The 26,717-nt window shown below is 48.6% G+C and carries 28 protein-coding genes; 10 read left to right on the forward strand and 18 right to left on the reverse strand.

The genetic code is table 11. From position 1 onward, the window contains the following. Nucleotides 1-129: 129 nt before the first annotated feature. From SFSGTM_RS04350 to SFSGTM_RS04360, 3 genes are read right to left on the reverse strand one after another with little or no spacing between them, the layout of a single operon-like run. Nucleotides 130-1,431: a replication-associated recombination protein A gene (locus SFSGTM_RS04350; protein WP_162084104.1), complete on the reverse strand. Its 1,302-nt coding sequence runs from the start codon at nucleotides 1,429-1,431 to the stop codon at nucleotides 130-132. Next, the gene (lolA, locus tag SFSGTM_RS04355; protein WP_162084105.1) at nucleotides 1,428-2,045 is read right to left on the reverse strand and encodes an outer membrane lipoprotein periplasmic chaperone LolA; all 618 of its coding nucleotides are present in this window, start codon (nucleotides 2,043-2,045) and stop codon (nucleotides 1,428-1,430) included. Before lolA ends, SFSGTM_RS04350 begins: the two co-directional genes overlap by 4 nt. Further along, nucleotides 2,038-4,323, reverse strand: coding sequence for a DNA translocase FtsK (locus SFSGTM_RS04360; RefSeq protein ID WP_162084106.1), 2,286 nt, complete (start codon nucleotides 4,321-4,323; stop codon nucleotides 2,038-2,040). Before SFSGTM_RS04360 ends, lolA begins: the two co-directional genes overlap by 8 nt. Before the next feature lie 106 nt (nucleotides 4,324-4,429). Here SFSGTM_RS04360 and trxB point away from each other — a divergent pair, with 106 nt between their 5' ends. From trxB to SFSGTM_RS04390, 6 genes are read left to right on the forward strand one after another with little or no spacing between them, the layout of a single operon-like run. Further along, complete coding sequence (gene trxB / locus SFSGTM_RS04365; protein WP_162084107.1) at nucleotides 4,430-5,386, forward strand: thioredoxin-disulfide reductase; 957 nt, start codon at nucleotides 4,430-4,432, stop codon at nucleotides 5,384-5,386. 2 nt (nucleotides 5,387-5,388) lie between these two features. Next, nucleotides 5,389-5,952 carry a Smr/MutS family protein gene (locus SFSGTM_RS04370; protein WP_162084108.1) on the forward strand — a complete coding sequence of 188 codons (564 nt, stop codon included), beginning with the start codon at nucleotides 5,389-5,391 and terminating at the stop codon, nucleotides 5,950-5,952. A gap of 10 nt (nucleotides 5,953-5,962) precedes the next feature. Continuing rightward, nucleotides 5,963-6,409, forward strand: coding sequence for a peroxiredoxin (locus tag SFSGTM_RS04375; protein ID WP_162084109.1), 447 nt, complete (start codon nucleotides 5,963-5,965; stop codon nucleotides 6,407-6,409). A 10-nt stretch (nucleotides 6,410-6,419) separates the two neighbouring features. Beyond that, nucleotides 6,420-7,820: a PhoH family protein gene (locus SFSGTM_RS04380; protein ID WP_162084110.1), complete on the forward strand. Its 1,401-nt coding sequence runs from the start codon at nucleotides 6,420-6,422 to the stop codon at nucleotides 7,818-7,820. Continuing rightward, nucleotides 7,817-8,257: a ribonuclease domain-containing protein gene (locus SFSGTM_RS04385; RefSeq protein WP_174237392.1), complete on the forward strand. Its 441-nt coding sequence runs from the start codon at nucleotides 7,817-7,819 to the stop codon at nucleotides 8,255-8,257. Before SFSGTM_RS04380 ends, SFSGTM_RS04385 begins: the two co-directional genes overlap by 4 nt. Continuing rightward, nucleotides 8,254-8,520, forward strand: coding sequence for a barstar family protein (locus SFSGTM_RS04390; protein WP_162084112.1), 267 nt, complete (start codon nucleotides 8,254-8,256; stop codon nucleotides 8,518-8,520). Before SFSGTM_RS04385 ends, SFSGTM_RS04390 begins: the two co-directional genes overlap by 4 nt. 89 nt (nucleotides 8,521-8,609) lie before the next feature. Here the strand turns inward: SFSGTM_RS04390 and SFSGTM_RS04395 are convergent, their stop codons facing one another. Next, nucleotides 8,610-9,878 (reverse strand): NAD(P)/FAD-dependent oxidoreductase, encoded by a 1,269-nt coding sequence (locus SFSGTM_RS04395; protein ID WP_162084113.1) that lies wholly within the window; start codon nucleotides 9,876-9,878, stop codon nucleotides 8,610-8,612. 182 nt (nucleotides 9,879-10,060) lie between these two features. Between SFSGTM_RS04395 and SFSGTM_RS04400 the strand changes: the two genes are divergently transcribed. From SFSGTM_RS04400 to SFSGTM_RS04415, 4 genes are read left to right on the forward strand one after another with little or no spacing between them, the layout of a single operon-like run. Further along, nucleotides 10,061-11,422, forward strand: a complete 1,362-nt coding sequence (locus tag SFSGTM_RS04400) for a sigma-54 interaction domain-containing protein (RefSeq protein ID WP_162084114.1) — start codon at nucleotides 10,061-10,063, stop codon at nucleotides 11,420-11,422. A gap of 9 nt (nucleotides 11,423-11,431) precedes the next feature. Then, entirely contained in the window at nucleotides 11,432-12,868 is a 1,437-nt protein-coding gene (locus SFSGTM_RS04405) for a pyridoxal phosphate-dependent decarboxylase family protein (protein ID WP_198420614.1), read from the forward strand. Then, the gene (locus tag SFSGTM_RS04410) at nucleotides 12,865-14,103 is read left to right on the forward strand and encodes an ATP-grasp domain-containing protein (protein ID WP_232526042.1); all 1,239 of its coding nucleotides are present in this window, start codon (nucleotides 12,865-12,867) and stop codon (nucleotides 14,101-14,103) included. Before SFSGTM_RS04405 ends, SFSGTM_RS04410 begins: the two co-directional genes overlap by 4 nt. Further along, nucleotides 14,100-15,461, forward strand: a complete 1,362-nt coding sequence (locus SFSGTM_RS04415) for an aminotransferase class V-fold PLP-dependent enzyme (protein WP_162084115.1) — start codon at nucleotides 14,100-14,102, stop codon at nucleotides 15,459-15,461. The genes SFSGTM_RS04410 and SFSGTM_RS04415 overlap by 4 nt, the downstream gene beginning before the upstream one ends. On the opposite strand, the gene SFSGTM_RS04420 is transcribed toward SFSGTM_RS04415, so the two are convergent. The 14 genes from SFSGTM_RS04420 to SFSGTM_RS04485 all read right to left on the reverse strand — a co-directional run bounded on the left by SFSGTM_RS04420 (nucleotide 15,462) and on the right by SFSGTM_RS04485 (nucleotide 26,676). Continuing rightward, nucleotides 15,462-16,664 (reverse strand): ammonium transporter, encoded by a 1,203-nt coding sequence (locus SFSGTM_RS04420; RefSeq protein ID WP_162084116.1) that lies wholly within the window; start codon nucleotides 16,662-16,664, stop codon nucleotides 15,462-15,464. Between the two features lie 156 nt (nucleotides 16,665-16,820). After that, nucleotides 16,821-17,618, reverse strand: coding sequence for a twin-arginine translocase subunit TatC (gene tatC, locus SFSGTM_RS04425; protein WP_162084117.1), 798 nt, complete (start codon nucleotides 17,616-17,618; stop codon nucleotides 16,821-16,823). After that, nucleotides 17,605-18,015 (reverse strand): Sec-independent protein translocase protein TatB, encoded by a 411-nt coding sequence (tatB, locus tag SFSGTM_RS04430; RefSeq protein WP_162084118.1) that lies wholly within the window; start codon nucleotides 18,013-18,015, stop codon nucleotides 17,605-17,607. The genes tatC and tatB overlap by 14 nt, the downstream gene beginning before the upstream one ends. Nucleotide 18,016: 1 nt before the next feature. Further along, nucleotides 18,017-18,229, reverse strand: a complete 213-nt coding sequence (tatA, locus tag SFSGTM_RS04435) for a Sec-independent protein translocase subunit TatA (RefSeq protein ID WP_162084119.1) — start codon at nucleotides 18,227-18,229, stop codon at nucleotides 18,017-18,019. Between the two features lie 14 nt (nucleotides 18,230-18,243). Continuing rightward, nucleotides 18,244-18,582: a histidine triad nucleotide-binding protein gene (locus SFSGTM_RS04440; RefSeq protein WP_174237393.1), complete on the reverse strand. Its 339-nt coding sequence runs from the start codon at nucleotides 18,580-18,582 to the stop codon at nucleotides 18,244-18,246. Then, nucleotides 18,582-18,902: a phosphoribosyl-ATP diphosphatase gene (locus tag SFSGTM_RS04445; protein ID WP_162084121.1), complete on the reverse strand. Its 321-nt coding sequence runs from the start codon at nucleotides 18,900-18,902 to the stop codon at nucleotides 18,582-18,584. Before SFSGTM_RS04445 ends, SFSGTM_RS04440 begins: the two co-directional genes overlap by 1 nt. Further along, nucleotides 18,899-19,294, reverse strand: coding sequence for a phosphoribosyl-AMP cyclohydrolase (gene hisI / locus SFSGTM_RS04450; protein WP_162084122.1), 396 nt, complete (start codon nucleotides 19,292-19,294; stop codon nucleotides 18,899-18,901). The genes SFSGTM_RS04445 and hisI overlap by 4 nt, the downstream gene beginning before the upstream one ends. After that, on the reverse strand, nucleotides 19,291-20,052 hold the full coding sequence (hisF, locus tag SFSGTM_RS04455; RefSeq protein ID WP_162084123.1) for an imidazole glycerol phosphate synthase subunit HisF: 762 nt from the start codon (nucleotides 20,050-20,052) through the stop codon (nucleotides 19,291-19,293). Before hisF ends, hisI begins: the two co-directional genes overlap by 4 nt. Then, entirely contained in the window at nucleotides 20,052-20,795 is a 744-nt protein-coding gene (gene hisA / locus SFSGTM_RS04460) for a 1-(5-phosphoribosyl)-5-[(5-phosphoribosylamino)methylideneamino]imidazole-4-carboxamide isomerase (protein ID WP_162084124.1), read from the reverse strand. The genes hisF and hisA overlap by 1 nt, the downstream gene beginning before the upstream one ends. A gap of 26 nt (nucleotides 20,796-20,821) precedes the next feature. After that, on the reverse strand, nucleotides 20,822-21,511 hold the full coding sequence (hisH, locus tag SFSGTM_RS04465; RefSeq protein ID WP_162084125.1) for an imidazole glycerol phosphate synthase subunit HisH: 690 nt from the start codon (nucleotides 21,509-21,511) through the stop codon (nucleotides 20,822-20,824). A 1-nt stretch (nucleotide 21,512) separates the two neighbouring features. Continuing rightward, nucleotides 21,513-22,100 (reverse strand): imidazoleglycerol-phosphate dehydratase HisB, encoded by a 588-nt coding sequence (gene hisB, locus SFSGTM_RS04470; RefSeq protein ID WP_162084126.1) that lies wholly within the window; start codon nucleotides 22,098-22,100, stop codon nucleotides 21,513-21,515. A gap of 5 nt (nucleotides 22,101-22,105) precedes the next feature. Next, entirely contained in the window at nucleotides 22,106-23,179 is a 1,074-nt protein-coding gene (gene hisC, locus SFSGTM_RS04475) for a histidinol-phosphate transaminase (RefSeq protein WP_162084127.1), read from the reverse strand. Further along, on the reverse strand, nucleotides 23,176-24,480 hold the full coding sequence (gene hisD / locus SFSGTM_RS04480; RefSeq protein ID WP_162086203.1) for a histidinol dehydrogenase: 1,305 nt from the start codon (nucleotides 24,478-24,480) through the stop codon (nucleotides 23,176-23,178). Before hisD ends, hisC begins: the two co-directional genes overlap by 4 nt. 219 nt (nucleotides 24,481-24,699) lie before the next feature. Next, nucleotides 24,700-26,676: an O-antigen ligase family protein gene (locus SFSGTM_RS04485; RefSeq protein WP_162084128.1), complete on the reverse strand. Its 1,977-nt coding sequence runs from the start codon at nucleotides 26,674-26,676 to the stop codon at nucleotides 24,700-24,702. Nucleotides 26,677-26,717 lie beyond the last annotated feature (41 nt).

The following is a 26,717-nucleotide window of genomic DNA, read 5'->3' on the forward strand; positions in this document are numbered from 1 at the left end:
CCTAATTTATTAGTCACCTAATTTTGATGTGTCACGTAGTTCAGTCTAACATCTGAGTCTCGCTTAATGCTGACTAAATTGTCAAATTCACTGGCTACTTGGAACATGCGTTGGTGTTAAGCGTTTTTACTATTCTGCCGCATCCTCATCCAACCCACGCAAAAATGCCAGTTTCTCCGCAATTTTACTTTCCAGCCCACGCGCCACAGGCTGATACCAATTGATGTCTTCCATGCCTTCGGGCAGGTAGGTTTCGCCTGCTGCATAGGCATGAGGCTCGTTGTGGGCGTAGCGGTATTCGTGGCCGTAGCCCAGTTCTTTCATCAGTTTGGTGGGGGCGTTGCGCAAGTGGATGGGGACTTCGCGGGTTTTGTCCTGTTTGATGAATGCCATGGCCTGATTGTAGGCGTTGTAGCCTGCGTTGCTTTTGGCAGCGACGGCGAGGTAGATGACTGCTTGGGCGAGGGCTAGCTCGCCTTCGGGTGAGCCTAAACGCTCATAGGTGGTGGCGGCATCGTTGGCGATTTGCATGGCTTTGGGGTCGGCCAGGCCGATGTCTTCCCATGCCATGCGGATGATGCGGCGGGAGAGGTATTTTGCGTCTGCGCCGCCGTCCAGCATGCGGCATAGCCAGTAGAGCGCCGCGTCGGGATTAGAGCCGCGCACGGATTTGTGCAGGGCGGATATCTGGTCGTAAAAGTACTCGCCACCTTTGTCAAAGCGGCGAGTTTTGGTGTTCAGGATAGCGCTTAGAAATGCGCTGTCTATGGTGTCTGTGCCTGTAGTCTGGGCGGCGGTTTGGACTTGTTCGATAAGGTTGAGCAAGCGTCGCGCATCGCCATCAGCGTAGTTGATTAGTATGTCTATCGCTGCGGCATCCAGAGTCAGCTTTAAGTGTTCAGCTGCGCGGAGTGCGAGCTGGGTTAATTCATCGGCGCTGAGTGCTTGCAGCACATAGACCTGGGCACGAGACAGCAGCGCGTTGTTCAGCTCAAAGCTGGGGTTTTCGGTGGTTGCACCGATGAACGTCACTAGCCCTGATTCTATGAATGGGAGCAGGGCGTCTTGTTGCGATTTATTGAAACGATGAATTTCGTCGATAAACAACAGCGTGTGGCGTTGGCGCTGTTGATTGATGTCGGCCTGCTCCATTGCGCCGCGTATGTCTTTGACACCTGCGAATACGGCAGAAAGCGCGATAAATTCGCAGTCAAAAGCATCGGCAGTCAGGCGCGCCAGTGTGGTTTTGCCCACGCCGGGCGGCCCCCACAATATCATTGAGTGGGGTTTGCCTGAGGCGAAGGCCAGGTTCAGCGGCTTGCCTGCACCGAGCAGGTGGCTTTGCCCGATGACATCTGCGATATGGCGTGGGCGTAGCTGCTCTGCTAACGGGATTTGGCTGGAATTCGTCGCAAATAAATCTTGTGTCACTTGTTGTCCGAGATGACATCGACACCCGCAGGCGGGGTGAAGCTAAAGGTGCTGGCGGGTAACTTGGGGTTGCGTACCAATTGGCTGAGTTTGAGTTGTGTGGTGAGCCCAAAATTGTCGCGGATACGCATTTCCATCAGATTGCTTTGGCTAAAACCCATCTGGATTTGGCTGAAGCTGCTGTCTTTGTCCTTGGGTGTGGCGGTGAGCCAAGTCAGGCCATCGTGCGTGCCTGCTTCGCTGAGCGTGTAGAATTTTTCGATTTCGTTGTTACCCGCAAGCAAGGCGGCTGGGCTGCTGCCTAATGCCTGGTCGAGTTTTTTAATGGTGACCTGCGCTAAATCTACGTCGTAGAGATAGATTTTACTGCCATCGCCGACGATAAGCTGTTCGTACGGTTTGTCATAAGACCAGCGGAATTTACCGGGGCGTGAGAAAGCCATGGTGCCTTGAGTCTGTTGTTTGGCATTGCCGGCTTTGTCTAATACGACCTGGTTAAAGTGTGCCTGGGCTGTTTTGGTTTGCGAGATGAAAGCTTTTAGTTCGGAAACGCCAGTCGCAAAGCTGGTGACAGGGAGTATTGCTAATATCAAACTCAATAAGATTCTATTCACGGTTTTGTCCTATTACCTCTCGGTTACCATTGTGCTGCATAGGTGTGACCAGCCCCGCACTTTCCATCGCTTCGATGAGACGGGCAGCGCGGTTATAGCCTATGCGCAGATGGCGTTGTACGGCGGAAATGGATGGACGACGGGTGCGCAATACTAGTGCGACGGCTTCGTCATACAGTACGTCGGCTTCGGCATCACCTCCCCCGTTCTCGCCACCACCAGCGGCTTCTTTTTCCTCTGGCGTATCTAGGATGCCTTCGATGTAATTAGGTTCACCCATCTGTTTGAGATAGTCGACTACTTTGTGGACTTCGTGATCCGCTACAAATGCGCCGTGTACCCGTACTGGGTAGCCGGTGCCGGGTGGCATGTAGAGCATGTCGCCCTGTCCTAATAATGCTTCGGCGCCCATTTGGTCGAGGATAGTGCGCGAGTCTATTTTGCTGGAAACCTGGAAAGCAACACGCGTCGGCACGTTAGCTTTGATCAGGCCGGTAATCACATCAACTGATGGACGCTGGGTAGCGAGTATCAGGTGCACGCCAGCGGCACGCGCCTTTTGTGCCAGTCGCGCGATGAGTTGTTCTACAGATTTGCCGACGACCATCATCAAATCGGCCAGCTCGTCGATAACGACGACGATGAGTGGCAGATGTTCCAAAGGCTCGGGATCGGATGGGTTGAGGCTGAAAGGATGGGTGATAGGCGTGCCTGCCTTTTTCGCTTCGGCGATTTTCTGGTTGTAGCCAGCAATGTTACGTACGCCTAGTGCAGACATCAGTTTGTAACGACGTTCCATCTCGGCAACGCACCAGTTGAGCGCGGCAGCGGCCTGGCGCATATCAGTGACCACAGGTGCAAGCAGATGCGGTATGCCGTCGTAGATGGAGAGCTCCAGCATTTTTGGATCAACCAGTATCAGGCGTACCTGGGAAGCATCGGCTTTGTATAGCAGGCTTAATATCATGGCGTTGATGGCGACGGATTTACCTGAGCCTGTGGTACCGGCAACCAGTACGTGCGGCATTTTGGCCAGATCGGCGACCACGGGATTGCCGGCGATGTCTTTACCCATCGCCATCGTCAGCGGGCTGTGCATGTCGTGATACACCTTGGCTTCGAGGATTTCCGACAGCCGTACAATCTCACGTTTGGGGTTAGGGATTTCCAGCGCCATGGTGGTTTTGCCGGGGATAGTCTCGACGATACGGATGCTGACTACAGATAGCGCACGTGCCAGATCCTTGGCAAGATTGAGTACCTGACTGCCTTTAACCCCTGATGCGGGTTCGATTTCGTAGCGGGTGATGACAGGGCCAGGTAATGCAGCAACCACACGTGCTTGCACATTAAACTCATTCAGCTTGCGTTCGATAAGTCGTGAAGTGAATTCCAGCGTGTCGGCGGTCAGGCTTTCTACTGGCGGGCTGGCAGGGTCAAGTAAATGCAGCGGTGGTAATGGGGTGTCAGGCATCTCGGCAAACAGTGGTACTTGTTTTTCGATTTCTACGCGCTCGGATTTGATAATGGTCGGCGTCGGTGTTTCTATAATGATAGGGTCCTGATGTTCGAAGCGTTGTTTTTGTTCTTGTACGATTTCTTCACGTTGGCGAGTTGCAGTTACGCCGGCGCGTTTGATGCGCTGGTTAGCAATAAACTCACTGAGATTGAACCAGCCTGTTTCTAATTTTGCGCCTATGGATTCCGCAACAAACAACCAGGATATACCGGTGAATAAGCTCCAGCCAACCGCCATCATTACCAGCAGGAAGATGGTGCCACCAGTAAATCCGAGTAGCTGCGTAATATTATCGCCACCTAGTGTGCCGACGATACCACCTGCATGTTCAGGCAGGCTGGTGCCTAAACTGTGTAAACGAGCGGATTCCAGGCTGCAACTTGCAAGAAATAACGTGATAAAACCGAAATGCCTTATCCATTTAGACCGTGGATCAGTTTCGTGTTGCGTATCAAGCTGATAATAGCTGTGGTAGGTATTTGCACCCGCAAATATGACCAGCCACCAGGCTGAATAACCAAAAATGGTATATAGAATATCCGCTACATAAGCACCGAGACTCCCACCCAGATTAACGGTGGCAGCCGTGCTGCTATGCGACCAGCTGGGGTCGGTTGCTGAGTAGCTGGCAAGGGTAAGTGTGAGGCCAAAAGCTAATAATGCGCTGAATATCCAGCTGACTTCACGCAACAAGCCGCTGACTTTAGGCGGTAGCGGTTTGCGTGGCACGGCTGTGTTTTTGCGGGTGGGTGTGAACATAATCGTAACAGCTGACTCGAAGTTAAAATTATAACTGGAACTGGGTGTAGGTGGTTTAATCCTGTTAGAATCTGAATCAATTAATGTTGTTAATGGAGATGAAATCATGGCAGAAACAAAACATGCGCGTTTATTAATTCTGGGTTCAGGCCCTGCTGGTTATGCGGCTGCAGTCTATGCTGCGCGTGCGAATCTTAATCCAGTGCTGATCACAGGTATGGCGCAAGGTGGTCAATTGATGACCACGACTGAAGTGGATAACTGGCCAGCTGACGTTGATGGCGTGCAAGGTCCTGAATTGATGGAGCGTTTTGAAAAGCATGCGCGTCGTTTTAATACAGAAATCATTTTTGACCATATCCATACAGCGAAATTGACAGAAAAGCCTATGGTGCTGATCGGTGATCAAGCGACTTATACCTGTGATGCGTTGATTATTGCAACGGGTGCATCAGCGATGTACTTGGGTCTGGATTCTGAACAGGCGTTTATGGGTAAAGGCGTTTCGGGTTGTGCTACGTGTGATGGTTTCTTCTATCGCAATCAGGATGTGGCGGTGGTCGGTGGCGGTAATACTGCGGTTGAAGAAGCGCTGTATTTGTCTAACATTGCGCGTCATGTGACCGTGGTGCACAGACGTGATGTGTTCAAGTCCGAGAAAATCCTGATCGACCGTTTAATGGAAAAAGTCGCCGAAGGCAAAATCAGTCTGGCGCTGAATAGTCAGCTGGATGAAGTTCTGGGTGATAAAACTGGCGTGACGGGTATGCGTATCAAGTGTGTTACCGACGGTAGCACTAAGGATGTTGAGCTGACTGGCATATTTATCGCAATCGGGCATAAGCCGAATACGGATTTATTCACCGGACAGTTGGATATGGAAGGTGGATATCTGGTGACTAAGAGCGGTAACAAGGGCAATGCTACGGCAACCAATATTCCCGGTGTGTTTGCGGCGGGCGATGTGCAGGATCATATCTATCGTCAGGCTATTACCAGTGCGGGTACGGGCTGTATGGCGGCACTGGATGCTGATCGGTATCTTGAAAGTTTGACCAAGTAATCATGATGGCAGGTAAATCTACATTACCTGCTGCGATAGACCCTGATGACCTGGCTTTATTCCAGCAGGCCGTCAGCGGTGTTCAACCTATTGCCGATACGGGGCGCATTGCCCCTGCGGTAAATACGAATCCCCTTACCCCTAAAAGTTTTCTCCAAGACGAGCGTCAGGCGCTGCAGGATAGTTTATCTGACTATATCGGCTGGGACGATGGTATAGAAACAGGCGAGGAACTTGCTTATATCCGTACAGGCTTGCGTCGCGATACCTTACGCAAGCTGCGTCGAGGCCATTGGGTATTGCAGGCGGAATTGGATTTGCATGGGATGATTAGCGTAGAAGCGCGGCAGGCGGTCGCTGCGTTTTTGGCTGATTGCTGTAAACGTGGCAAACGCTGCGTGCGGATTATTCACGGCAAAGGGCTGGGGTCGAAAAACAAGGAACCTGTGTTGCGCACCAAGATAAAACATTGGTTGATGCAAAAGGATGAGGTATTGGCGTTCTGTCAGGCGCGCGCAGTTGATGGCGGTAGCGGCGCGGTAGTGGTTTTGTTAAAGTCGAGTTAAAGGAGTGTTTATGCAAATTGATGATTTCGTAGCAGCAGCAACCAGCGGTAAGACGGTTAAGTTAAGCGAGTTGCGTGGTAAAAGAGTGTTGGTATATTTTTATCCTAAGGATGATACGCCAGGCTGTACAGTTGAAGGCATGGATTTTAGTCGGTTGTATGCTGAATTTCAGGCGTTGAATTGCGAGATTTTTGGTGTGTCGCGCGACAGCTTGAGTTCACACGAGAAGTTTAAGTGTAAGTTAGAAATGCCATTTGAGCTGTTGAGTGATCCTGATGAAGTGCTGTGCAAACAGTTCGATGTCATGAAATTGAAGAATTCATATGGTAAAGAAGTAATGGGGGTGGAAAGAAGTACGTTCCTGTTTGATGAAGCTGGTCAATTATTACAAGCATGGCGTGGAGTGAAATCCGCTGAACATGCACAATCGGTGTTGGACTATTTGAAATCACTATAAGGAGTTGAGCATGGCTCGCAAAACCAAAACAGCAACTAAATTGTTTGTATTAGATACCAATGTATTGATGCATGACCCCACAAGTTTGTTTAGGTTTGAAGAGCATGATGTATTTTTGCCGATGGCAACGCTGGAAGAGCTGGATCAGCACAAAATTGGCATGACCGAAGTCGCGCGCAATGCGCGGCAGGCCAGTCGTTTTCTCGATGAAATCGTATCTGGCGGTGAGCAGAATATAGAAGAAGGTATTTCGCTCACCAGTCAATCGCGCAAAGGTGCAACTGGTCGTCTGTTCCTGCAGACCCGAGCGGTACAAGGCGGGTTGCCAGCCAGCTTGCCGTCGAGCAAGGTGGATAACCAAATCCTCGGCGTGATTCTAAGTTTGCGTCAGGAGCAGCCGAGTCGTCCTGTTATTTTAGTCACTAAAGATATCAACATGCGTATCAAGGCCCGTGCCTTGGGCTTGCCCGCTGAAGATTACTTTAATGACAAGGTGCTGGAAGATACCGATTTGCTGTATGCCGGCGTACGTGAATTACCCGCTGATTTTTGGGAAAAACATGGCAAAGGTATGGAATCCTGGCAGGTAGAAGGACGTACCTGGTATCGGGTTAAGGGTCCGTTAGTTTCAACTCTGCTGGTGAATGAGTTTGTCTATCAGGAAAGCGCAACTCCGTTTTACGCGATAGTTAAATCAGTGGATGGCAAGACTGCGGAATTGCAAACGGTGAAAGATTATACCCACGCCAAAAACAATGTCTGGGGTATCAATGCACGCAACCGTGAACAGAATTTTGCACTTAATGTCCTGATGGATCCAGAAGTGGATTTTGTAACGCTGCTTGGTCAGGCGGGTACAGGTAAGACCTTGCTGACGCTGGCTGCGGGGTTGATGCAGACGCTGGAACACAAGCGTTATACTGAAATCATCATGACACGGGTGACAGTGCCAGTGGGCGAAGATATTGGTTTCCTGCCGGGTACCGAAGAGGAGAAGATGAATCCGTGGATGGGTGCGCTGGAGGACAATCTGGATGTGCTTAATAAGAATGACGAAGCCACGGGTGAGTGGGGACGGGCGGCAACGCAGGATTTGATACGTACCCGTATCAAGGTTAAATCACTGAACTTCATGCGCGGGCGTACTTTCCTGAATAAATACCTCATCATTGATGAGGCGCAGAATCTCACGCCCAAACAGATGAAAACGTTGATTACCCGTGCTGGCCCTGGTACTAAGGTGGTGTGTTTAGGTAACATTTCACAAATAGATACGCCATACCTGACCGAAGGCAGTTCTGGTCTGACCTATGTGGTTGATAGGTTTAAAGGTTGGGAGCATGGCGGGCATATTACGCTGGCGCGTGGCGAGCGTTCGCGTCTGGCAGATTTTGCTGGGGAGACTTTGTGAGATTAATACTCACGCTATGTGCAGCATTGTTATCAACAACGGTGTATGCTGCACCATCATGCCAGTCCGTGGTGGTGCAGTTGAATACCCGTTTGCACCCCGGCGTGGATGTGTTTGAATTAACACAAATTTTGACCGCGTTGAATACGACGCATAACCTGCCGGACAAGTTTGTGACCAAGCGTGATGCGGTCAGTATGGGTTGGCAGCGTGGACATGATTTATGGGATGTGCCTGCATTGCGGGGTAAAAGTATAGGTGGTGACAGATTTTCCAACTATGAACGGCAGCTCCCTCGTGGCCAATGGCGTGAAGCTGATCTGGATTATCATGGCGGTCATCGTGGCGCAAAACGGCTCATTTTTTCTAGTATAGGGCAACGTTTTGTTAGCGTTGATCATTATCAAACTTACACAGAGGTGCCAGCGTGCTTATGAAAACTTGCCAACTAAATGGTGTGACCAGCCTGAGTAGTTTTTACGATCAAATTGCATTTGCTTTTGATTTTCCAGAACACTTTGGCAAGAATATGGATGCATTATGGGATGTGCTAACCGAGGTGGATGGTCCATTGGCGCTGGTCTGGGAAAAACCTGGTGTGAGCCGTGATGCGATGGGTGAAGATTATTGGTTGCTGCTGGAAATTATTGCTGACGCGGTGGCAGAGCGGGATGATTTCAGTTTTACCCTGAAGGGTTAGTAGCTAGATAAAAAGACACCTACCAATTAGCACGATACTTGGTAGGTGTTCGGAGAAAAGTTTAAATCTTTAGTGTTGGGTGTGGTGGGTTATTTCAGTTTTTTGATGCCTAATGCACTCAACATGTATTTTTCATATAACGGCTCTGATGTGCCGTTTTTCATTTTGCGGATGAAATATTTTTCAAACGCGATTTTGGCTAAGTGTACCCATTTACCTTCTTTGAACCAGTTGACATTGCGTGGTGGTATTTGCGGTAATGCCACAAATGCTGCGCCGCTATCGCCAAAGTCTGCCAGACAGATTGCATTCCAGGTTGCTTTCTCCGTAGGTTCTTCACCATCTAACAGGCTGCGTATGTTATGCGCGGTAGCCGTGACCATACTTTCTATCATGTAGCCCGTTTTTGGCGTGCCTGTCGGCACTGGTGTAACTTCTACCGGTGGTATTGCTACGCAAACACCAACTGAGAATATGTTTTTATATTTAGGATTGCGCTGGTAAGGATCAGCAACAATGAAGCCGCGTGGATTGGTTAATCCTTCAATCCCGAATACCGCATCTATACCTTTAAATGCAGGCAGCATCATCGAATAGTTAAATGGCAGTTCATGTTCTTTTTTCACAGTACCATCATCGTTGTGTTCGGTGACAAACATTTTGCCCGCTTCAACTTTGGTGACTTTGGCGTTGCATATCCACTTGATATGACGGTCACGCATACTGGATTCCAAGATACCTTTGGAATCGCCGACGCCACCGAGACCAAGATGACCTATGTAGGGTTCAGCAGTAACAAAAGTCATGGGGACTTTGTCACGAACTTTACGTTTACGTAAATCAGTTTCCATGATGAATGCATACTCATAAGCCGGGCCATAACAGGATGCACCTTGTACTGCGCCTACAACAATGGGGCCAGGGTTGGCACAGAATGCATCCCACTCATTACCTGATTTCGTTGCATGATCAACATGGCAGATGGAGTGAGTATGTCCATCAGGTCCCAAGCCTGGAATTTCATCAAATGCAAGTTTGGGTCCGGTGGCAATAATCAGGTAGTCATAGTTAACAATGTCACCGTTAGCTAATGCAATCTGGTTCTGTTCTGGATGTAATTTCGTCGCGCCATGAGGAATAAAGTTGATTCCCTTTTTGGCTAAGTACGGCGCAATCGGAAAGGTGATGTCACTGCGATCACGCCAGTTCACACCCACCCATGGATTGGATGGCGTGAATTGGAAGGTGTCTGAGTTGGAAATAACAGTGACGGTATCTTCTTTGCGCGCAAGTTCTTTCATTTCATAGGCCATGGGCATACCGCCTATACCTGCGCCTAAAATTACAATATGTGCCATGATGCGCTCCTTGTTGTGATTAATATGATTCTTATTAGCAGCTTCTGTGCCAGAATTTATATCCATGTTTTTAAAGGAATATTTAAAACTATTCTCGTGGATACTGATATTTGTCATGACATAATGGCGGGTGTCATATTATGATGTGGAGATTGTCATGACATTTTGTCAGGGAGGTCGCAGTGGACACTAAATTAAGCCCGGAGTTACTTTCTTTGCTGGAGGTACAATCTGCACCTTTCGTGCTGATTGATGAGCAATATCAGATAGTGGGTGCCAATCAGGCTTATTGTGAAAATTATGGTATCTCGCAGCAGGAAATAGTTGGCAAGCATTGCTATGAAGTCTCGCATCGTTCGGATGTGCCCTGTCACCAACATGGTGAAGATTGTCCTCATCAGGCGGTATTCAGTACTGCCAAGCAGCATGAGGTGATACATACTCATTTTGATCGTCATCATCGACCTGAATATGCTCGTATCAAAGGACATCCGATTATGGGTGAGGTGGGCGTGCGCTATCTGGGTGAATTGATCGTGCCTATCGCTAATCCTGATGAACTTAATTGTGACGAGATGCGCATGGTAGGGCATTCACCTGCATTTTTGCATTGTGTGGAAATGCTGGCGCGCGTGGCAGAGTCTGAAGCGTCAGTATTGCTGCTGGGTGAGAGCGGTGTTGGCAAGGAGCTGGCAGCGCAATATTTGCATAAACGCTCTAGCCGGCACGATAAGCCATTTGTGGCGATCAATTGTGCAGCGATTACAGAAACCATGTTTGAGGACGAGCTGTTTGGCCATGAGCGTGGTGCTTTTACCGGCTGTATCGGACGCAAGCAAGGTTTGTTTGAATTAGCGCATGGCGGTACCTTATTTCTGGATGAGGCAGGTGAAATACCGTTAACCATGCAGGCCAAGTTATTGCGAGTGCTGGAGAGCGGTGAGTATCGGCGCATGGGCGGTACGGAAACACTAACAGCAGATGTGCGCATCGTTGCCGCAACCAATCGTAATCTGCTGGATATGGCGGAGACGGGGCAATATCGTCTGGATTTATATTATCGTATTGCTGGAATAGATTTACGGTTACCCAGCTTGCGTGAGCGTCGTATAGATATTCCTGCATTGGCTGAAACCATGCTGAAACGCATTACCGAAGCCGGTGCGCCGCGTTGCAAGCTGACTGACAGAGCGCTGGATAAGCTGATGGCGTATGATTTTCCTGGCAACGTGCGTGAGTTGCGGAATATTCTGTTGCGTGCAGTGGCGATATGCAATAACAGCGTAATAGATGCGGAACAAATTGTGCTGGGTAGTTCATTGAATAACGCGCCGCAAATTGATGCTAGTCCCGTATTGCCCAACTCCGGTACGGTTCAGGAAATGCAGAAAGTGGTGGCTGGTATTCCTATTACCCAACTGGAAGCAGACTATATCGCTGAGTTACTAAAAATCCACCATGGACACAGGCGTAACGTGGCTGATATATTGGGGATGAGCGAGCGTACTTTATATCGCAAATTAAAACAGTATGGCTTGTCCTAGGAGTCGGTGTTGTCAAGTTTAGATCCACATAATAAAGAAGAGTGGCTGGCGTTGCGTCAGCAAGGTCATCGTATGCTCGATGACATGTTTGATTACCTGGAAAATTTACGTGAGCGCCCCGTGTGGCAGCCTGCGCCTGATGCTGTGCGTCATGAGTTTGATGCGGATATGCCCATAGAGGGACAGGATTTGGCGGTAGTTCACGATACCTTCATGCAGGCGATATTGCCTTATGCTATTGGCAACGCGCATCCGGGTTTTATGGGTTGGGTGCATGGCGCGGGTACACCAGTGGGCATGCTGGCAGAAATGCTGGCGGCAGGGTTGAACGCGAATGTGGGTGGACGTAATCAGGTTCCTGTGCTGGTTGAACAGCAGATATTGCACTGGGTGCGGGATTTGTTTGGCTTCCCCGAAACAGCCAGTGGTCTATTCGTGACCGGTACGTCGATGGCGAATTTTATTGCTGTGCTGGTGGCGCGGAAAACGGCATTGGGTGCGGCAGTGCGGAATGTGGGTGTGAATCAGGTGCAGCAGCGTTTGGTAGCTTACACCTCGGCGGGAGCGCATGGCTGCATTGCCCAAGCAATGGATTTATCCGGGCTGGGCATAGATGCGTTGCGTATCATTCCGCTGAACGCCGAGTTCTCTATGGATGTGGCGAAATTGCAAACTGCGATTGCTGAAGATTTGGCGCAAGGCTATGTGCCGTTCATGCTGATCGGTACTGCGGGTTCTGTTGATGTCGGCGCAATAGATGATTTGCCTGTGCTGGCAGATGTCGCGCAGCAACACCAGCTTTGGTTCCATATCGATGGCGCCTATGGTGCGCTGGCGATGTTGTCGCCGGGCTTGCGGCCGCGTTTACAGGGATTGGAGCGCGCTGATTCAGTGGCGTTCGATTTTCATAAGTGGGGGCAAGTGCCTTACGATGCCGGCTTTGTCATCGTGCGTGATGGTACGCAGCATTATGAGACGTTTGCTACTCCCGCAGCTTATTTACGTCGTGAAGCCTGTGGTATGGCGGCTGGCTCGCCGTGGCCGTGTGATTACGGTCCTGATTTATCGCGAGGATTTCGCGCACTAAAAACATGGTTTACGTTGCAAGTGTATGGTGCCGATAAGATCGGCGCCAGTATTGCCTATACCTGTGAGCTGGCGCAGTATCTGCAACAGCTTATTAAGGCGCAGCCACAATTGATTCTGGCAGCGCCCGTGTCATTGAATGTCGTGTGTTTTCGTTATGATGCCAGTGATGCTATCAATGCTGAGATAGTGACCCAATTACAATTAGCTGGTCATGTAGCCCCTTCCACGACTACTATCAATGGCAAATTGGTCATACGTGCTGCGCTGGTAAATCATCGGGCAGCGCAGCAAGATATGGATGCACTGGTTGCGGGTGTATTGAAATTCGGCGCGGAATTAACAGGAGCTGGTGTATGACACGAAATTGGCATGCGTTGATGCAGGTGTATGAATCTGACCCACCCAAGTTGATTGGATTGCCGACGCTGATGCGGATGGCGTTACATGGTGAAGACTTGACGCCGCTGGGCACAGATCTGCTAGCCTATGTTGCGGAATATCCTCAGGCAGCACATGCCTTGATGGATATGGCTACGTTATTTCAGTTGATGCATAACCCCGAGATGGGGCTGATGGCGCAAGCAGAAGCATTGAAAATACAACAGTTATACCAAGTTCAGGATAAGGCGGGTGACACACCGCTGCGCTTGTTGGTGATGATGGGGCCTGGCGATTTGATGTCGAATACACCGGTGGAGTTTCTGGTGGCCGACGAGAATGTCGAACTTAGTCTGTTGTATGTTGATACCAGTCTGCCCCTGCCTGAATGGGTGCCTGAGCACGATGTACTGTTTGTGGCTGTGGGTGAATCTGATAAAAATCAGGCATTGCTGGCATTTATCGACAGCTTTATCGGCATCTGGCCACGCCCGGTGCTGAACTTGCCTGCTGAAATTGCGGCTGTTGCCCGTGATCAAGTCAGTGCGGCGCTGCAATACGAGCCCAACATTGTTATGCCACAAACAGTGCGTGTGACCAGAGCGCAGTTGATGGATTTGGCGGCAGGCGTTCTGTCCCTGTCGGAATGGGTTGATGCGCTTGATTATCCTGTGATAGTTCGGCCGGTTGACTCCCATGCGGGGAGAGGGCTGGCGCGGATAACTACGGGTGATGAACTTGCCAAATATTTACTTGAACAGGCCGGTGATGATTTTTATCTGGCAAAGTTTGTTGATTACAGCGATGCAGCAGGGCGATATAGAAAATATCGCATTGTACTGATGCGTGGAAAACCTTACTTGTGTCATCTGGCGATTTCCAAGCATTGGATGGTGCATTATCTGAATGCGGAGATGACAGAAAATGCGGTAAATCGTGATGAAGAAGCGCAGGCAATGGCAAAGTTCGATGATGACTTTGCCGTGCGTCATGCACAAGCGCTAAGTGCGATTGCGGCGGCTACGGGGCTGGATTATGTCGGTATAGATTGCGCAGAAACAGCGCAAGGTGAACTTTTGATTTTTGAAATAGATAGCAATATGGTGGTGCATGCCATGGATGATGTGGAGATGTTTCCTTACAAACAGCCGCACATGCATAAAGTATTCCGGGCGTTCTATGATTTATTAGTCACTGCGAGTAGCGTGCATTGAAATTAACAACATCGCAATGGCTGGCCGCAGGTGGTGATAGGCGTATCGTACCCGACCCCGTAACAGGGCGGAATCAATATGGCTGTACAGTGCAGCCGGATGGTAATTTAATCGCCTTGGGTTCGTCTACCGCCTCGGTGATTTCTGCAGATGCATGGGATGAAGTCAATCGGTTGGCCAATCAGATCAGTGATGAGCAGGCGTGGAACGACATGCGTCAGCAGTTGCGTAATTTTGTTGGTGTGAATGATGATGTAGATGTGGTTTTTGCGGCTTCAGGTACGGATGCACATCATATCGTCGCGCAATATGTACAGGCCGTGAATCAGCAAGTATTGGCAACCATCATGGTTGCGCCAGAAGAAACTGGCAGTGGTGTGGCAGCAGCGTTAGTACATGACCGTCTGTTACTTGCGACCGTAGCGTTGCGTGAACAAAATGGTCATCCACGTGACAGTGCATTGATTGATGCTGATATAGACGCGGCAGCATCTGCCGCCATTGCCCAGCAGCAGCACGTATTGATCAATCTGATTGATGTGTCAAAAACGGGCATGATGGCGCCCAGCCTTGCGTGTGTTGCCAGCTTGCAAGCGCGATATCCTGAACAGATTACTGTGTTGGTCGATGCCAGCCAATTCCGATTAGCTCCTGCGACGCTGCAATCTTATTTGCAAAAAGACTACGTGGTAGTGGTGACGGGGTCTAAATTCATCACTGGCCCCTGTTTTTCTGGTGCGATATTGATTCCGCAAAATGTTGCACAGCAGTGGCAACGTTTTCCAGTTCCTGTTGGTTTACAGGCGACATCACATCCGCTCGATTGGCCGCGAGGATTTGATGTCAGTGGGCTTAATCAGCCAGCAAGTAATCATGGATTGTATTTGCGCTGGCGAGCAGCATTGTATGAAATGCATGCTTTTGCTAAGTTGGATAGCGGTGAAGTGCTAGCGTTTTTTGCTAATTTTTCGGCAGCAATACACAGCAAGCTTGTTCAGCATGCTGAATTTGAATTGTTGGCTGTGCCTAAACTGCAAAGAGATTGTGCAGCATGGGATAGTGAGCAAACTATCTTATCATTTGTACTTTATCGTGATGCGCAGCCATTGACGCAAGCTCAAACTCTATCCATTTATAAGCAATTATCGGAAACTTGCTCAAGTGGATTACGGTTTCAGCTTGGTCAGCCCGTTCCCTGTGGCTTACGAGATGATGTTGCAGTCAGTGCATTACGCATCAGTGCCAGCGCTCGCCTGGCTGTGGCTGCATTAGCCTCCGATGGATTGGGGCGAGATGCGGTCATAAGCTGGGCAATGCTGGCACTGGATGAGATTATAAAACTGGTAAATAACTCCTGATTACCAGTTTCCGTCATGTTCAGCAGTGGCAGAAATTTTATGTATGCTTAAATCCGCACCATTGAACTCTTCTTCCTGATCCAGACGTATCCCCACCAGTCGTTTTAGTGTGCCATAGACTATGAATCCGCCTGCGAGTCCCACGGCAATAGCGCCCAACGTGCCTATAAGCTGCGCCATGAAGGATACGCCACCTAGCCCACCCATAGCGGTTGAGCCGAATATGCCAGCCGCTAAACCACCCCAGGTGCCACATAAGCCGTGTAGTGGCCATACACCTAATACATCATCGATTTTCCACTTGTTTTGGGTGATAGTGAACATCCATACAAATAATGCACCAGCGACACCACCAGTGATTAAAGCACCAAGTGGATGCATTAAATCAGAACCTGCGCAGACGGCAACCAGACCCGCTAATGCGCCGTTATGCACAAAGCCAGGATCGTTACGACCCACCAGCAATGCAGTGAGCGTGCCACCAACCATGGCCATGAGTGAATTGATGGCAACCAGACCGCTGATTTTGTCTATGCTTTGCGCGGACATAACATTGAAACCAAACCAGCCAACGATGAGTATCCATGAGCCCAGTGCAAGGAAAGGGATGCTGGAAGGAGGGTGTGCCGCTACTTCGCCATTCTTGCGGTAACGTCCATGTCTGGCGCCTAGTAATAATACGGCGGCAAGTGCTATCCATCCGCCCATTGCGTGAACTACAACAGAGCCGGCGAAGTCGTGAAAGTTGGCGCCGAATTGTAGTTTCAGCCAGTCCTGTATACCGTAGTGATTGTTCCAAGCTATGCCTTCAAAAAATGGATAAACCAGACCAACCAGTATAAAGGTCGCTGCAAGTTGAGGGCCGAATTTCGCGCGTTCAGCTATGCCGCCTGAAATGATGGCGGGAATGGCGGCAGCGAAGGTAAGCAGAAAGAAAAATTTGACCAATTCATAGCCGTTTTTGGCTATGAGGATGTCTGATCCATGAAAAAAATGTACGCCATACGCAACCCCATAACCTATGAAAAAATAGGCAATAGTTGAAATGGAAAAATCAGCGAGGATTTTAACTAGTGCGTTAACCCGGTTTTTGCGGCGGACTGTACCCAGTTCAAGAAAAGCAAACCCGGCATGCATGGCGAGTACCATGATGGCACCGAGCAAAATAAATAAAACATCGTTACTGACTTTAAGATTTTCCATACTATCTCCTTGTGACAATGGGGATAGAAAAAAGCAAAAATCGAGCCAGAAAATTAATCGTTATTAATCAATGTTGTTTATTTTTATAATTGATAAATCGCACCTAAATAGTGAATTTATGAAAATAAAGCACTATTTATGTGCAATTGCACTGTGTTAGTGCTTATCCATATTATCTAGTTCTTGTTCCATTTCAGCCTCTGATAATGGCTGATACGTATCTTCATCTGCTGCTGGACGAGTAACGAGACTGGCGACGAGTATGCCCAACTCATACAGCAGCCATAAAGGTACGGCGAGCATGATTTGTGACACCATGTCAGGAGGGGTGAAAATTGCGCCTATGACAAAAGCACCGACGATGACGTAGGGTCGAATGTCACGCAATTTAGCGACACTGACAAAGCCAACCTTGACTAACAGTACTACCACGACAGGGACTTCAAATGTAATGCCGAATGCCATGAACATGGTCATGACAAAGTCTAAGTACTTGCCTATGTCGGTCATTACTGCAACACCAACAGGCGCTACCCCTGCAATAAATCCAAACACAACAGGGAATACCAGGAAGTAGGCAAATGACATGCCGCACAAGAACAAGACAACGCTGGCGATGATAAGCGGTATGCCAATTTTCTTTTCGTGTGAGTATAAACCAGGGGCGATGAATGCCCACATTTGGTAGAGTATGTAAGGAAGTGCAATAAGAAAAGCGGCCATCATAGTGACTTTGATAGGCACAAAGAATGGGGCAGTGACTTCGGTTGCGATTAGTTGACCGCCTTTAGGTAGTGCGTGTAATAACGGCTGTGCAAGTAGGGTGTAGATATTGTTCGCCCAGTGAAACAAACCTATAAAAACCAGAATGAATGCCAATAACGCACGAATGATGCGGTTTCGTAGTTCTATCAGATGTGAAATAAATGTATCTTGATTATCAGGCGTGGTCATGCGTTTTATGTGTAGTGGTGTTTGTATCGGCAGGGATATCTAGCGCTAGCTCGCCTTGTATTTGCTCTGGGACAATTTCAGCTGGCGTGTCTGTCTCAGCTACTGGCGTTTCATGATGGCTATAGTCCGCTGTTATTGCCTGTGTAGTATCGTGAATTTCATGGCTAATGTGTTGTTCTGTGTCGCTAAGGCTTTGTTTGAATGCTTCGCCGCTGCGCTTCAATTCATCAAGCTGGATTTCTTGACTGATATCAGCCTTGACTGAGGCCATGTAGCGTTGCATACGTCCAATTAATAATCCTGCAGTGCGTGCCACTTTAGGGAGTCGCTCTGGGCCTATAACGACTAAGGCGACTACCCCAATGAGAACAATTTCGGAAAAGCCTATGTCAAACATATCAGCTCTTAGTTTTTTCTTTCACTTCACCGTCTATGGTCTGCCCGGTGCGTGTGCTGTCGATCTGGCTTTGGTCGCCTTCTTTCATAGCGTCTTTGAAATTTTTCACTGCGCCGCCAACGTCGCTGCCAATGTTGCGCAGTTTTTTAGTACCAAATATGACCAAAACGATGGCCAATACGATTAACCAATGCCAAATGCTAAAGCTACCCATGATGTCTCCTTAAATTAAGTACGGGCGAGTTTGTCGCCGCCGCCAAAAATATGTATGTGTAGGTGGAATACTTCCTGACCACCACCACGACCTGTGTTGATCATGGTGCGGAAACCAGTTTCCAGGCCATGTTCACGTGCCAGTTGAGGTGCTAATAATAACATTCGTCCAAGCAAAGCTTGATGATTATTCTCGCATTCAGACAAAGATACTATGTGCGCCTTGGGAATAATTAAAATATGCACGGGTGCAATAGGATGAATATCATGGAATGCAATGATTTCATCATCTTCGTAAACTTTTTTACTAGGTAATGCACCAGCAACGATTTTGCAAAAAATACAATCGCTCATCAATTCTCCTTGCGTGCGGCTTTTTCAGTATGACCTGATACCCCTTCACGGCGTGCCAGTTCATTAAGTATGTCTTGAGGTCCCAAGCCTTGTTGCGCCAATAAGATCATCGTATGAAACCATAAATCGGCTACTTCATAAACGATGTGCTGCTTATCACCATCTTTCGCTGCCATGATGGTTTCTGCGGCCTCTTCTGCAACTTTCTTGAGTATGCTGTCCAGTCCTTTGGCGTATAAGCTGGCAACGTAAGAACTATCCGCTGTGCTGATTTTGCGTGCTTCCAGCGTAGCAGCAACTCGATTTAATATTTCGCTCATTTTTTGTAAATTTCCGCTGGGTCTTTTAATACAGGCTCAGTAATTTGCCATTCATGGTCAACCAATTTCTGGAAAAAACAATCATGTCTGCCAGTGTGACAACTAATGCCGCCGATTTGTTCGATTTTAATGAGTAATACGTCTTCATCACAATCCAGGCGGATTTCATGAACTTTCTGGATATGACCCGACTCTTCACCTTTATGCCAGAGTTTCTTGCGTGACCGTGACCAGTACACCACTTCACCTAGTTCCACGGTACGTTTAAGCGCTTCACGGTTCATCCATGCGACCATGAGTACTTCGTTGGTGTGCATATCCTGAGCAATGACTGGCACCAAGCCATCAGCTGACCAGTTAACTTTGCTTAAATAACTATCTTGTACGCTCATAGCCGGACTTCTATGCCATTTTGCATCATGTGCAATTTGGCTTCGTGTATGCTGTATTCGCCAAAGTGGAAAATGCTGGCAGCCAGCACCGCATCCGCATGGCCTTGTATGACACCATCTGCAAGATGTTGTAATGTGCCGACGCCGCCACTGGCGATAACGGGAATGTTGAGCGCATCTGATACAGCGCGAGTTAGTGCAAGATTAAAGCCGCTTTTGGTGCCGTCTCTGTCCATGCTGGTAAGCAGAATCTCCCCAGCTCCCAGCTCCTGCATTTTAAATGCCCACTCGACTACATCAAGGCCTGTGGCAGTACGTCCGCCATGAGTGAATACTTCCCAACGACCATCTGCATTGGTTTTTGCGTCAATCGCTACAACTATGCATTGCGAGCCAAAGCGCGCAGCAGCATCGGCTACCATTTGTGGGTTGTTGACTGCTGTAGTATTGATGCTGACTTTGTCCGCGCCAGCATTGAGCAGGCGGCGGACATCGTTGACTTCACGTACACCACCACCGACAGTCAGCGGTATAAACACTTCAGAAGCAACAGCTTCAATGATGGGGAGGATTAAATCGCGTTGATCTGAGCTGGCAGTAATATCGAGAAAGGTTAGCTCATCTGCACCTTCTCGGTCATAGCGGCGTGCGATTTCAACTGGATCGCCGGCATCACGTAAATCGACGAAATTGACCCCTTTGACCACGCGCCCCGCGTTAACATCCAGGCAGGGAATAATGCGTTTAGCGAGTCCCATCAGACACCTGACAATTCATCAGCCAATGCCTGCGCTGCTTGGAAATCTAGTGTGCCTTCGTAAATCGCACGTCCAGTGATAGCACCCATAATTCCCTCATGTTCTACTGCGCATAAATTACGGACATCGTCGAGGTTAGTGATGCCGCCACTGGCAATGATAGGGATAGTCAACGCTTGCGCTAACTTGACTGTGGCTTCGATGTTTACGCCGCTTAACATGCCATCCCGGCCTATATCGGTATAGATAACACCTTCGACACCATAATCCTGGAATTTTATCGCCAGATCAATGACATCATGCTGCGTCAGCTTAGACCAGCCATCCACTGCGACTTTGCCGTCCTTGGCATCCAGGCCAACGATGATTTGTCCTGGGAAAGCATTGCAGGCATCGTGCAGGAAGCCTGGGGTTTTCACGGCAGCAGTTCCGATAATGACATAGCGTATGCCGCTGTCCAAATAGGTCGAGATGGTATCCAGATCGCGTATGCCACCACCCAGTTGTACTGGGATATCGATGCCAACTGCATCAACGATGGAACGTATGGCTGCGCCATTTACAGGTTTTCCTGCAAATGCGCCATTCAAGTCAACCAGATGCAAGCGTTGTGCACCTTGTGCTAACCAGTGGCGTGCCATTTCGGCAGGGTCTTCGCTGAATACAGTAGACTCTTCCATTAAACCTTGTTTGAGGCGTACACAGTGACCGTCTTTTAGGTCTATCGCAGGGATAATTAACATGATGAAATAATATATAAATCAGTTGGTTAAAGGGCGCATTCAGTATTGAATGTGTCACATTGGTTGGGGGCAACATTGCCTTCCCAGGTTACAAAATTACCAAGCAGCGTTAAACCAGCCGCCTGGCTCTTTTCCGGGTGGAATTGCACCGCGAAAATATTGTTGTGCGCAACTGCGCAGGTAAATGGGAAAGGGTAGAGCGTGAACGCAGAAACCAGTTCGGGATTGCCCGCTTCTACATAATAGCTGTGTACAAAATAAAACCGTGCGCCATCAGTAATGCCATTCCACATTGGGTGTGGCACCGCTTGATGAACTTCGTTCCAGCCCATGTGCGGGACTTTCAGGCGCTCATTGCGATTATCAAACATGGCTTCAGCAGGGAAGCGCAATACGCGTCCAGGCAAAATACCCAAACCCGCGACATCACCTTCTTCGCTATGCTCAAACAGCATTTGCATGCCCAGACAAATTCCTAAAAAAGGCTTGCTGGCAGCGGCTTGTTTGACTACGTCGATCAAACCACGCTGATCCAATTCAGCCATGCAGTCACCCATTGCACCTACTCCTGGAAACACTACGCGCCCAGCGGTTAGGATCACTTCAGGGTCAGCAGTAACAGCAACGCTGGCAGCAGGGGCGACGTGTTCTAGTGCTTTTGAGACTGAGCGTAAATTGCCCATGCCATAATCGATTACTGCAATATCAACAGCCATGCTACAAACATCCTTTGGTAGAAGGCATTACACCGCCCATACGCGGATCTGGCTCAACCGCCATGCGCAATGCACGACCAAATGCCTTGAATATGGTTTCTGCTTGATGATGTGCGTTATTGCCACGCAAATTATCAATATGCAAGGTTACACCCGCATGGTTGATAAATCCCTGAAAAAACTCATGGAATAAGTCTACATCAAAGTCGCCTATGGAAGCACGAGTAAATGTAACGTGATATTCCAGTCCAGGTCGTCCTGATAAATCTAGAACTACACGGGATAGCGCCTCATCCAGCGGTACATAGGCGTGCCCATAACGGCGCACTCCTTTTTTGTCACCGATAGCCTTGGCAAATGCCTGTCCCAAGGTAATGCCGATATCCTCAACGGTATGGTGTGCATCTATATGCAAATCACCTACGGCATCTATGGCAATATCAATCACGCCGTGGCGGGCAATTTGATCCATCATGTGGTCTAAAAAAGGAACGCCAGTATTAAAACGGCTAACGCCTGTGCCATCTAGGTTAATGGCAACGCTAATCTGGGTTTCCAGCGTATTACGAGTCACTTCGGCTGTGCGCATGGTGGTTATTCAGTAGTTTGAGTGAGAATTTCAGTAAGTGCATTGATTAATATAGCACATTGTTCGTCTGTGCCCACCGTAATACGCATAAATGGCGCAATACGTTCAGGGTTGCGGAAATGTCTGACAATGATGCTGCGTTCACGCAGTTTGGCAGTGAGTGTTGCGCCATCGTGCTGTGGATGGCTGGCAAATACAAAGTTTGCGGCAGATGGCAGCACGTTAAAGCCCAGTATGATCAAATCCGTAATCATCTGTTCGCGGGTAGCTATAACTTGTTCGCAAGTAGATTCAAAATATTCGATATCTTGTATAGCTGCTGCTGAACCGATTTGTGCTAATTTGCCTAACGGATAGGAGTTGAAGCTGTCTTTGACGCGCGTTAGTCCGTCTATTAGCTCGCTATTGCCTACCGCATAACCCACACGTAACCCCGCCAAACCACGTGATTTGGAGAAGGTGTGGACGACTAATAGTTGCGGATATTTGGTAATTAAATTGACCGCGGAATCCGCGCCATAATCAACATAGGCTTCATCTATCACCACCACGCTATCGGGGTTGGCAATCAGCAAACGTTCAATATCAGCTAGAGCTACGGGGCATCCCGTTGGTGCATTCGGGTTAGGGAAAATAATGCCGCCATTAGGGCGCATATAATCATCCACCCGAATCTGGAAATCCTCAGTTAGCGGTACCAGTGTGTGCGCTATGTCATACAAGCCACAGTAGACGGGATAAAAGCTATAGGTAATGTCAGGGAATAATATTGGCGATTCATGTTTTAGCAATGCATGAAAAGCATGCGCTAAGACTTCATCTGAACCATTACCGACGAATACATTGCTTATGTCTACATTGTGATATTCAGCAATTGCTGTGCGCAATGCCGTGCTGTTAGGATCCGGATAGAGTTGCAATTGATTGGGGATGTTCTCATGAAATGCCTCCGTCACCCGCGGACTTGGCGGGTAGGGGCTTTCATTGGTGTTCAGCTTCACCAAATTGTCCAGCTTGGGTTGCTCACCCGGTACATACGGAGTGAGCTTGTGGGTAATCGCGCTCCAGTAACGACTCATGATTTTGTCGTCATGCGGTACTCGGCTGAACGTGCGTGTGCTTGCAGACCTTCGCCATACGCAAGCGTGGTTGCGATTTGTCCTAACGTGTTTGCACCTTGGGCAGAAACTTGAATGAGACTTGAACGTTTCTGGAAATCATACACACCCAGCGGGCTGGAGAACCGCGCTGTGCGTGAAGTAGGCAACACGTGGTTAGGCCCGGCGCAATAATCGCCAATGGCTTCGCAAGTGTTACGTCCCATGAATATCGCACCCGCGTGTTTGATTTTTTTTGCCCACACATCTGCATCATCCATGGATAATTCCAAATGCTCAGGTGCAATGTAATTGGCAATTTTCACGGCTTCGTCCAGATCTTGCACCTTGATTAAAATGCCGCGGTCACGCAACGAAGTGGCAATCACTTCATGGCGAGGCATTTCGGGTAATAATTTATTGATGCTGACCATCACTTGCTCGATATAGTCCGCATCAGGGCAAAGCAGAATAGACTGCGCAAGTTCGTCATGTTCGGCTTGCGAGAACAAATCCATCGCGATCCAGTCAGGATTGGTTTTGCCATCGCAAATAATCAGAATTTCGGATGGTCCTGCTACCATGTCTATGCCCACAGTGCCGAACACGCGGCGTTTTGCTGAGGCGACATAAGCATTACCAGGCCCTACGATTTTGTCCACCTGAGGGATGGTCGCCGTGCCATAAGCAAGTGCAGCTACAGCTTGCGCGCCACCGATAGTGAATACACGGGTGACACCTGCTACAGCTGCTGCTGCCAGTACCAACTCATTTTGTATGCCGTCTGGTGTAGGTACCACCATGATCAATTCAGCTACGCCCGCGACTTTGGCAGGGATCGCATTCATCAATACCGAGGATGGATAGGCTGCTTTACCACCCGGCACATACAAACCCACGCGATCCAGTGCAGTAATTTGTTGTCCCAGCACGGTGCCATCGGCTTCTTCGTATGTCCATGAAGTCATGACTTGATGCTCATGATAGCTGCGTACACGTTGCGCAGCCGCTTCAAGCGCGGTGCGTTGATCTGCCGGCAGATTGTCTAGCGCTGATTGCAAGCGCTCTACAGGCAATTCTAGTTCCGCCATGGTCGCGACATCCAGCCGGTCAAAGCGCTTGGTGTATTCCAGCACTGCCGCATCGCCTTCATGACGCACGTGGCGCAATATGTCCTCGACCGTACGCTCAATGGCCGTATCCTGTTCACTTTCAAACGCCAGCAGACGATCCAGTTCAGATTGAAATTCTGCGGTAAGTGTATCTAATTTTTTTATGTTCAACATGACAGTAATCCGTGACGAACGTATTAATTGAATTGTCATTATACCGATAAAATTAGTGGCGTTGAGATGTGATGAGGGAATGTTATGGGATGTTCACTGTTGTGAAGTGGGTAATTATAAGTATGACAAACCAATCTGCTGGAATGTTAGAACCGACCCCGAAGCTTTTGACTAGCGGTTTCTAGTGCGCTATTCAAAACGATGGCAATGATGAACTCATTTAGGGATTACGTTGAGCCCATTTGCAATTGCCTGCAGTTGTGCATCAATATCTTCGCTAAAGTGTGGTGCAAGAATAAGCGGCTTTCCAGTTTCTGAATCTGAACGTACGGCATGCAATTTTTTCTCGATAGCATCCAGTTCGGGAATGATCTTAGGTGCAGCGAGCTGGCGTAAGGTTTCTACGTTTAATAACTGATGGTCACGGCGGGTGAGAATGTGATGGGTTGCTTGTTGCAGGGTGTTGATGGCATCGGCACGGTGTCCTTCTGCAACTTGTAATCGAGCCAGCGCAATATAGCTATTCGCATGATAGGGATCAGCCTTTAGGTTGGCGGTAATGATGCTATGCGCTTTGGCATAAGCTACACCTGTTGGGAGTATTGATTGGTTTGCTACTAGTATCTTGACCTCACGCACGCCAATGTTGGGGTTGTTAGCGGTTTGGGCGCGAACCTGGTCAAAGCGGGCTAATGTTTCATTCAATAATTCCAGTTGAAAATTTCCTCCAGTCATACTAATACCATCACTATTAGCTAAACCAGCTTCGGTAATTTGCAGCATAACTTCCTGCGCAATGCCCTCTTGCGGATGAATGGCGGTAATCAGTTTGGCAATATCGTAAGCGTTAATGTTAGGTTTAACAACTTGCAATACCTTTAAACCAGGTTGTGATCCTGTTAAGCAGGCTTGTGCAATAAGGTGCAGGACAAATGGCGTGGCTGCGAGCAGGATAATAAATCCAGCCATTATGCGTTTTACGGGTTTACTGATTTGAGCCAGGCTGGGTAATGTGATTATACGGGGCGTTTCGGTGAGCTGGGCGGCACGGGCAAGGTATAGTCCTGCAATGATGTTCATGAACGCAAAATAGAAAATGAAATTTAAACCAGCATGAATAAAAATTGCTAACACACCTAATAGCAGCGCAGTGCTTTCCAGCCCTGCCGCTGTAATGCTGAGTTTAACGCTGCGGCGTAACTGCCATAGTATGCCGAGCAAAATAAGTAAGAGTAGTATTGGTGTGATCGCACCACCTTCAGTACCTAATTGTAAATAATCATTGTGGGCAAAAACGCCAGCAGTTGTGTTTTCCAGTGGTGAGCGAAAAGCGGGGTAAATTCCCGTAAACGTACCCCAGCCTGTGCCAGTAAAAGGGTGTGCCCACAACATATGTAGTGCGGATTGCCACATTAACAGCCGTGCGCCTGTGGATGCGTCCTGGCTGAGTGCGAAACTGCGATTGGCGATATTGGTATCGGAGCCTAAGTTCATGCTTGCGATATAAGCACCGAAGGCGATTAAAGGTATCGCGGCAACCCACCATTTTGCTTTTGTATAACCCCAGCCTGCCCATAGTAATACTGGTAGTAGTAATAGCCAAGTTACAATTCCTCCACGTGAAGCCGTGGCGAATAACGCCATATTAATAATGAATAATCCTGCTCCGTATATCGCTGCTTTGCTGCGAGAGTTGGTATTGGTTAAGAATAAATAAGTTGCTGGAAACCATAATAAATTCATGAGTGCGGCAAAAGCATTGCGATCCACAAGTGGGCCGACAGGAAAGCCATAACCAATTTTAGCAATTACTTGCCATAAACCCCACAGAGCTAAACCAATTGCACCGAGGAAAAGCATCATGCGTAATGGAGCCCATGTGCTAGATAAATGAGGGGAATTGCTTGCTGTGATGTAGATCACAGGTAAGCCTGCTAATACAGCAAGCGTTAGCATGCTGGGGTTAGGGATGTCGCTACTGAAAGTGACAATAAACAACCAAGCCAAATAAATCAGCATGAGCCAAGTTAATGCATGATTTTTCCATGTATGTCGTGCAAATGTGCTGCTGCCTGAGATGATGACGGCAATGATTATTAGTAAACCCGTTAGGGCGCTGCCTATATACCAAAAGCCAGAGAGAATTAAGCTAATAATGAATATTGGATAAACAACAGAGCGGATTGTATTCATAAGATGCTGGGCTTAAAAAAAGGAGCTCGAGAGAGCTCCTT

Source organism: Sulfuriferula nivalis (assembly GCF_009937995.1).
In the GTDB taxonomy this organism is placed as follows: Bacteria; Pseudomonadota; Gammaproteobacteria; order Burkholderiales; family Sulfuriferulaceae; genus Sulfuriferula; species Sulfuriferula nivalis.

Coding starts and splice junctions, on each gene's coding strand:
- SFSGTM_RS04360 (WP_162084106.1), bottom strand. CDS start 4,323: ATGTTCACACCCACCCGCAAAAACACAGCCGTGCCACGCAAACCGCTA.
- trxB (WP_162084107.1), top strand. CDS start 4,430: ATGGCAGAAACAAAACATGCGCGTTTATTAATTCTGGGTTCAGGCCCT.
- SFSGTM_RS04370 (WP_162084108.1), top strand. CDS start 5,389: ATGATGGCAGGTAAATCTACATTACCTGCTGCGATAGACCCTGATGAC.
- SFSGTM_RS04375 (WP_162084109.1), top strand. CDS start 5,963: ATGCAAATTGATGATTTCGTAGCAGCAGCAACCAGCGGTAAGACGGTT.
- SFSGTM_RS04380 (WP_162084110.1), top strand. CDS start 6,420: ATGGCTCGCAAAACCAAAACAGCAACTAAATTGTTTGTATTAGATACC.
- SFSGTM_RS04390 (WP_162084112.1), top strand. CDS start 8,254: ATGAAAACTTGCCAACTAAATGGTGTGACCAGCCTGAGTAGTTTTTAC.
- SFSGTM_RS04395 (WP_162084113.1), bottom strand. CDS start 9,878: ATGGCACATATTGTAATTTTAGGCGCAGGTATAGGCGGTATGCCCATG.
- SFSGTM_RS04410 (WP_232526042.1), top strand. CDS start 12,865: ATGACACGAAATTGGCATGCGTTGATGCAGGTGTATGAATCTGACCCA.
- SFSGTM_RS04420 (WP_162084116.1), bottom strand. CDS start 16,664: ATGGAAAATCTTAAAGTCAGTAACGATGTTTTATTTATTTTGCTCGGT.
- tatC (WP_162084117.1), bottom strand. CDS start 17,618: ATGACCACGCCTGATAATCAAGATACATTTATTTCACATCTGATAGAA.
- tatB (WP_162084118.1), bottom strand. CDS start 18,015: ATGTTTGACATAGGCTTTTCCGAAATTGTTCTCATTGGGGTAGTCGCC.
- tatA (WP_162084119.1), bottom strand. CDS start 18,229: ATGGGTAGCTTTAGCATTTGGCATTGGTTAATCGTATTGGCCATCGTT.
- SFSGTM_RS04440 (WP_174237393.1), bottom strand. CDS start 18,582: ATGAGCGATTGTATTTTTTGCAAAATCGTTGCTGGTGCATTACCTAGT.
- SFSGTM_RS04445 (WP_162084121.1), bottom strand. CDS start 18,902: ATGAGCGAAATATTAAATCGAGTTGCTGCTACGCTGGAAGCACGCAAA.
- hisI (WP_162084122.1), bottom strand. CDS start 19,294: ATGAGCGTACAAGATAGTTATTTAAGCAAAGTTAACTGGTCAGCTGAT.
- hisF (WP_162084123.1), bottom strand. CDS start 20,052: ATGGGACTCGCTAAACGCATTATTCCCTGCCTGGATGTTAACGCGGGG.
- hisA (WP_162084124.1), bottom strand. CDS start 20,795: ATGTTAATTATCCCTGCGATAGACCTAAAAGACGGTCACTGTGTACGC.
- hisH (WP_162084125.1), bottom strand. CDS start 21,511: ATGGCTGTTGATATTGCAGTAATCGATTATGGCATGGGCAATTTACGC.
- hisB (WP_162084126.1), bottom strand. CDS start 22,100: ATGCGCACAGCCGAAGTGACTCGTAATACGCTGGAAACCCAGATTAGC.
- hisC (WP_162084127.1), bottom strand. CDS start 23,179: ATGAGTCGTTACTGGAGCGCGATTACCCACAAGCTCACTCCGTATGTA.
- SFSGTM_RS04485 (WP_162084128.1), bottom strand. CDS start 26,676: ATGAATACAATCCGCTCTGTTGTTTATCCAATATTCATTATTAGCTTA.